This is a genomic window from Microbacterium sp. zg.Y909, from assembly GCF_024626565.1.
The window spans coordinates 1-5100 of record NZ_JANJFJ010000317.1; the positions used below are offsets into that span (position 1 = coordinate 1).

6 protein-coding genes and 1 pseudogene are annotated in these 5100 nt (G+C 68.6%); 4 read left to right on the top strand and 3 right to left on the bottom strand.

Going from position 1 to position 5100, the window contains the following annotated elements; translation table 11 throughout:
* Window positions 1-989: aminotransferase class V-fold PLP-dependent enzyme (locus NQ160_RS18020; RefSeq protein ID WP_257516512.1), on the top strand; the 989-nt coding region annotated here is incomplete at its 5' end.
* Complete coding sequence (gene sufU, locus NQ160_RS18025) at window positions 986-1450, top strand: Fe-S cluster assembly sulfur transfer protein SufU (protein ID WP_257516513.1); 465 nt, start codon at window positions 986-988, stop codon at window positions 1448-1450. The genes NQ160_RS18020 and sufU, both read left to right, overlap by 4 nt.
* Before the next feature lie 33 nt (window positions 1451-1483).
* On the opposite strand, the gene NQ160_RS18030 is transcribed toward sufU, so the two are convergent.
* From NQ160_RS18030 to NQ160_RS18040, 3 genes are read right to left on the bottom strand one after another with little or no spacing between them, the layout of a single operon-like run.
* Window positions 1484-2479: an SRPBCC family protein gene (locus NQ160_RS18030; RefSeq protein WP_257516514.1), complete on the bottom strand. Its 996-nt coding sequence runs from the start codon at window positions 2477-2479 to the stop codon at window positions 1484-1486.
* 1 nt (window position 2480) lies between these two features.
* The gene (locus tag NQ160_RS18035) at window positions 2481-2843 is read right to left on the bottom strand and encodes an ArsR/SmtB family transcription factor (RefSeq protein ID WP_257516515.1); all 363 of its coding nucleotides are present in this window, start codon (window positions 2841-2843) and stop codon (window positions 2481-2483) included.
* Window positions 2844-2902: 59 nt separating this feature from the next.
* Entirely contained in the window at window positions 2903-3238 is a 336-nt protein-coding gene (locus tag NQ160_RS18040) for a hypothetical protein (protein ID WP_257516516.1), read from the bottom strand.
* A 380-nt stretch (window positions 3239-3618) separates the two neighbouring features.
* Between NQ160_RS18040 and NQ160_RS18045 the strand changes: the two genes are divergently transcribed.
* Both NQ160_RS18045 and NQ160_RS18050 read left to right on the top strand, forming a co-directional pair.
* Entirely contained in the window at window positions 3619-4533 is a 915-nt protein-coding gene (locus NQ160_RS18045) for a LysR family transcriptional regulator (protein WP_257516517.1), read from the top strand.
* A 180-nt stretch (window positions 4534-4713) separates the two neighbouring features.
* Window positions 4714-5100, top strand: a pseudogene (locus NQ160_RS18050) (phosphoribosylformylglycinamidine synthase subunit PurL); the annotation flags it as partial.

Below are 5100 nucleotides of genomic sequence, written 5' to 3' on the forward strand. Positions count from 1 at the left end.
ACCTCGTCGCGTACTCGATCGGCAACGCCACCGCCGGACGCGGCGCTCCGGCATCCGCCCCCTTCGCGCTGCGCCCCGGCGACGACATCGTCGTCACCGAGGCCGAGCACCACGCGAACCTCATCCCGTGGCAGGAGCTGGCCGCCCGCACCGGAGCGGTGCTGCGCCACATTCCGGTGCGCGACGACGGCACGCTCGACCTGGATGCCGCCGCCTCGGTCATCGGCGAGCGCACGCGGGTCGTGGCGTTCAGCCACGTGTCGAACGTGCTCGGGATCGTCAACCCCGTGACTGAGATCGTCGCGCTGGCGAAGGCGGTCGGTGCACTGACGGTGATGGATGCCTGCCAGTCGGCTCCCCACCTGGCGCTGGACCTCCCCGCCCTCGGCGTCGACCTGGCCGCGTTCTCGGGGCACAAGATGCTCGGACCCTACGGAGTCGGCGCACTGTACGGGCGCACCGAGGTGCTCGAGGCACTGCCGCCCTTCCTGACAGGCGGATCGATGGTAACCACCGTCACCCTCGACGAGGCGGGATTCCTGCCCGCGCCGCAGAAGTTCGAAGCCGGCACGCAGCCGGTGTCGCAGGCCATCGGGCTCGCCGCCGCGGCGCGCTATCTCGACGCGATCGGCATGGATGCCGTGCACGCCCACGAGCGCGTGATCGGCCGACGCCTGCTCACCGGGCTCGACGCGATCGACGGAGTGCGGGTCCTCGGCGACCCCGGCGCCGATGTCGACCGCATCGGCCTGGCATCCTTCGACGTCGCCGGAGTGCACGCGCACGATGTGGGGCAGTTCCTCGACTCGCGCGGCATCGCCGTGCGAGTCGGGCACCACTGCGCCAAGCCGCTGCACGCCCGGTTCGGGCTGACCGCATCGGTGCGCGCGTCGGCATCGGTGTTCACCACCGACGACGACATCGACCGCTTCCTCGACGCCGTGTCGGGCGTCCGAGCGTACTTCGGCGCGGAAGGAGCCTCCGCATGAGCAACCTCGACACCCTGTACCAGGAGCTGATCCTGGACCACTCGAAGCACCCGCATGCCCGCGGCCTTGCGCCCGAGGACGGCCGCACGGCCACGTCGCATCAGCACAACCCCATCTGCGGCGACGACATCACGCTGCGCGCGCGCGTGTCCGACGACGGCGAGACCCTCACCTCGGTGACGTGGGAAGGCGCCGGCTGCTCGATCTCGCAGGCCTCGGCATCCATGCTCGCCTCGCTGGTGGACGACCGTGTCGAAGCCGACGGGGGCATGAGCCGGCAGCAGGCGATCGACCTCATCGGCGGATTCCGCGAGGTGCTGCGCTCGCGAGGCAAGCTCGAACTCGACGAAGACGTCTACGGCGATGCCACGGCGCTCTCGGGCGTCTCGAAGTTCACCGCCCGTGTGAAGTGCGCGATGCTCGCGTGGGTCGCCCTCGAGGACGCGCTGCCCCGCGCCTGACCGGGGTCCGCGGGGGCGGCGAGCGCGGGGCTGTCAGCGCGTTGCGGCGTCGGCGGCGAGCACCGACTCGAGCCGCGCGTAGCTGGCCTCCATGCCTTCGGTCATTCCCGTCGCCAGCACGGCGTCGCGGGTCTGGCTGTCGGGATACTCGATGAGCACCGTGACGAGCGTGGCGCCGTCCTCCTCCTCCAGGCTCAGGTCGTTGAGGGTCGAGGGGAAGTCGGTGCCGGTCATGTGCTCGGTGGTGACGGCCCGGCGCGGCGGCTCGGACAGCAGCGTCTCGCCGTCGAAGCCGAACCGCTCACCGGCATCCGGGGTCACCGGCTCCCACTCGTACCGGTAGCGCCCGCCGACAGCGGGGTCCACCTCGCAGACGCTCATGCGCCAGCCGTCTGGCCCCAGCATCCACTTCTTCAGCAGCTCCGGCTCCTGATGGGCACGCCACACGAGGTCGATCGGACCGTCGATGAGACGGGTGATGCGCACGTGGGTGTCGTCGAGGATCTCGGTGCGGGTGCCCTTGCCTGCGGCGTAGGCACGGAGTCCGGCCAGCACGCGGTCGAGCTGATTCAGGGCCATCGTGGAGCCCTCGACCGCGCCCATCGCGACCACCGCGTCCAGGGCTTCGGCGGAGGTGAAGTGGGTGACGTTGCGCAGCCGCGAGCCGTCGGGCGTGGACTCGAACGCGAACGTCATCCGCATCGCCGGCGGCATCCCCTCCTGCGGCTCGCCGTTCTCGTCGACGAAGCCGTCGAGCACTTCGAATGCGGACGGCTCATGGATCGACAGGAACTCCCAGGCGCCGTGGGACTTCTCACCGCGAGGGCTCGTCATGTGGTACCTGGCGCGACCGCCGGGGGTCAGCCCGAACTCGGTGAAGGTGGCCGGCCAGCCGGGAGGGCCCCAGAAGCGCTCGAGCTGGCGCGGGTCCGTGAACACCTGCCAGAGGCGCTCGACGGGGGCCTCGAAGTCGGCGATGAGCGTCATCGTGAGGGCTTCGGGGTCGGTGGTGACTTCGGTGACGGGCATGTCATTCTCCTGGCTTCGGTAGCGGAGAGGCGGGCGCGGCCAAGAGGTCGTCCAGCCGATGGATACGTGCGCGCCAGAGGTCTTCGTAAGCGGCGAGGAGGGCGCGTGCGCGAGCGATCATCGTCGGATCCCCCCGCACGAGCCGCTCGCGCCCTTCGGCGCGTTTGACGATGAGTCCGGCCGCCTCGAGTACGGAGACGTGCTTCTGCACGGCAGCGAACGACATCTCGTACTCCGCCGCGAGGGTCGAGACGGACTGCTCGTGTTCGAGCGTCCGTCGCAGGATGTCGCGGCGGGTCGATGCCGCCAGCGCCTGGAAGAGGCGGTCGGTCTCATCATCGGTCAACTCAGTTCGTACAACCATTTGGTTGCACGTTACGACCGGCGGGGTGGGGAGTCAAGGGGGCGGTGAGGAAACGGCCGCTATTTCCGACGGCGGAGCCAGATCGCGGTGGTGACGACGAGCGGCACTTGAGTGATCCCGTAGAGCACGTGGAACGCGTAGTGGGCGGGTGTCTGAGCCGGATCGAAAGGAAGGATCGGCAGGGGCAGCACGGTGAAGATCGCGCCCAGGAGGTTCACCACACCCCACCCGAGAAGAGCCCACGCTGCGACGGATCGCAGCCGCGTGAACCACGCAGCGACGAGCACGACCGTCAGCGCCAAAGGGATGAACGATTCCGGGCTGACGATCGTCTGACCGGGTAAATCGGCCATGTTGTGCACGAGCAGTCCAACCCAGCCGAGGGCGGCGGACACGGGCACCAACGGTGCGCTCTGCATCGGACCGCCCGGTCCGTCGTGCACCCTGGTCCTGCTCATGCGGCGGCCCGCCGTGACGGCGCGGTCTTGCGCGTTCTCACCGTCTCTGCACACCACATCGTTCGCGCTTTCCCATTGTCACCAGCCGACAGTGGGCTCATATGACCACCTCGCGCGGCCCTCGGGCTCGGAGCATACTGCGCACAGGGGTGAGACGGAACCACACGGCGTTTCCGACACCTCCGCCTGCGGGCCTGGAACTTCCGTGAGCAATGCCTCGGTCATCATGGAATCGCTGGTCGGCTGGGCGGCGCATCGGTCGGGTTTATAGTCATGTCGTCCACGCTGTGGTGGACGTACTCCCTGAAGGGGATTCCATGGTCACCGAACCACCGCTGTCGAAGCTCGATCTCAATCTGCTCGTCGCGCTCGACGCGCTTCTCGCGGAACGCAGCGTCACGAGAGCCGCCCAGCGACTACGACTGAGCCAGCCCGCCCTCTCGGCGTCGCTGTCCCGGCTGCGCATCCACTTCGGCGATCCGATCCTCGCTCGACGGGGCAACGAGTACGATCTCACGCCCCTCGCCGTGCGCCTCGCCGAGCAGACGTCGACCGCACTCGAGATGGCGCGCCGCATCTTCGACAGCCAGACCGAGTGGGACCCGCGCAACTCCACCAGGGAGTTCGCGGTGTTCGGGTCCGACTACGGGTTCGCCACGATCGGTCGTGCCGTGTCGCGTCTGGCCACCGAACGCGCTCCCTCGGTGAAGTTCCGGTTCCTGCTTCATTCACCACAGTTCATCGAGTCCGCTGACGAGCGCCTGCGCTCGGTCGACGCCCTCATGATCCCGCACGGCTTCGTGTCCGATCTGCCGCACATGACTCTCGCCAAGGACCGCTGGGTCGTCATCGCCGCCACCTCCAACGATGCGATCGGCGACGAGCTCACGATGTCCGACATCATCCACTCTCCGTGGGTGTTCACCTACCAATCGCGCACGGCCTTCACCTCGGCCAGTCGCCAGCTGCAAGAGCTCGGCGTCGAGCCGCACGTCGATGCCGTCGTCGAGAGCTTCCTCTCGCTCGGGACCTTCGTCGCCGGCACTCGTCGGCTGGGAATGGTGCAGGCGCGCCTCAGCGATCTGGTGGTCGGCATGGGCGGCGTCCGCGTGCTGGAGCCGCCATTCGAAGCGACCCCGCTGACGAACGCATTGTGGTGGCATCCCGTGCACACCCACGATCCCGGACACACCTGGATGCGCGAATTGTTCGCCGAGGCAGCCGCATCTTGACGCCGCCCCGAGCACTCACTCAGAGCGCGAATACTCACTCGGCGCTGGGCCGGTGCACGAGGTCGTCCCCGCCGTCTTCCTGGACGGACCCTCCAGCCCGTCGACGCGGGTTCGGCGCGTGACCGCCGCGACTAGGATGGACCCGTCCGGCCACCCCCTCATCTTCTGGAGTACAGCCGCGTGACCACGCCCTCTTCGACCTCTGTCGCCGATACCGTCGAGAACGCGGTCGCCACCCCCGACCGGGAGCAGCCGTACGAGGCCCTCGGCCTCAAGGCCGACGAGTACGCGAAGATCCGCGAGATCCTCGGCCGCCGCCCCACGTCGGGCGAGCTGGCGATGTACTCCGTCATGTGGAGCGAGCACTGCTCCTACAAGTCGAGCAAGATCTACCTGCGCCGCTTCGGCGAGAAGGTCTCCGAGGAGATGAAGACCCGCCTCATGGTGGGCATGGGCCAGAACGCCGGCGTCGTCGACGTCGGCGAGGGCTGGGCGGTCACCTTCAAGGTCGAGTCGCACAACCACCCCAGCTACATCGAGCCCTTCCAGGGTGCGGCCACGGGCGTC

Coding starts and splice junctions, on each gene's coding strand:
- sufU (WP_257516513.1), top strand. CDS start 986: ATGAGCAACCTCGACACCCTGTACCAGGAGCTGATCCTGGACCACTCG.
- NQ160_RS18030 (WP_257516514.1), bottom strand. CDS start 2,479: ATGCCCGTCACCGAAGTCACCACCGACCCCGAAGCCCTCACGATGACG.
- NQ160_RS18035 (WP_257516515.1), bottom strand. CDS start 2,843: ATGGTTGTACGAACTGAGTTGACCGATGATGAGACCGACCGCCTCTTC.
- NQ160_RS18045 (WP_257516517.1), top strand. CDS start 3,619: ATGGTCACCGAACCACCGCTGTCGAAGCTCGATCTCAATCTGCTCGTC.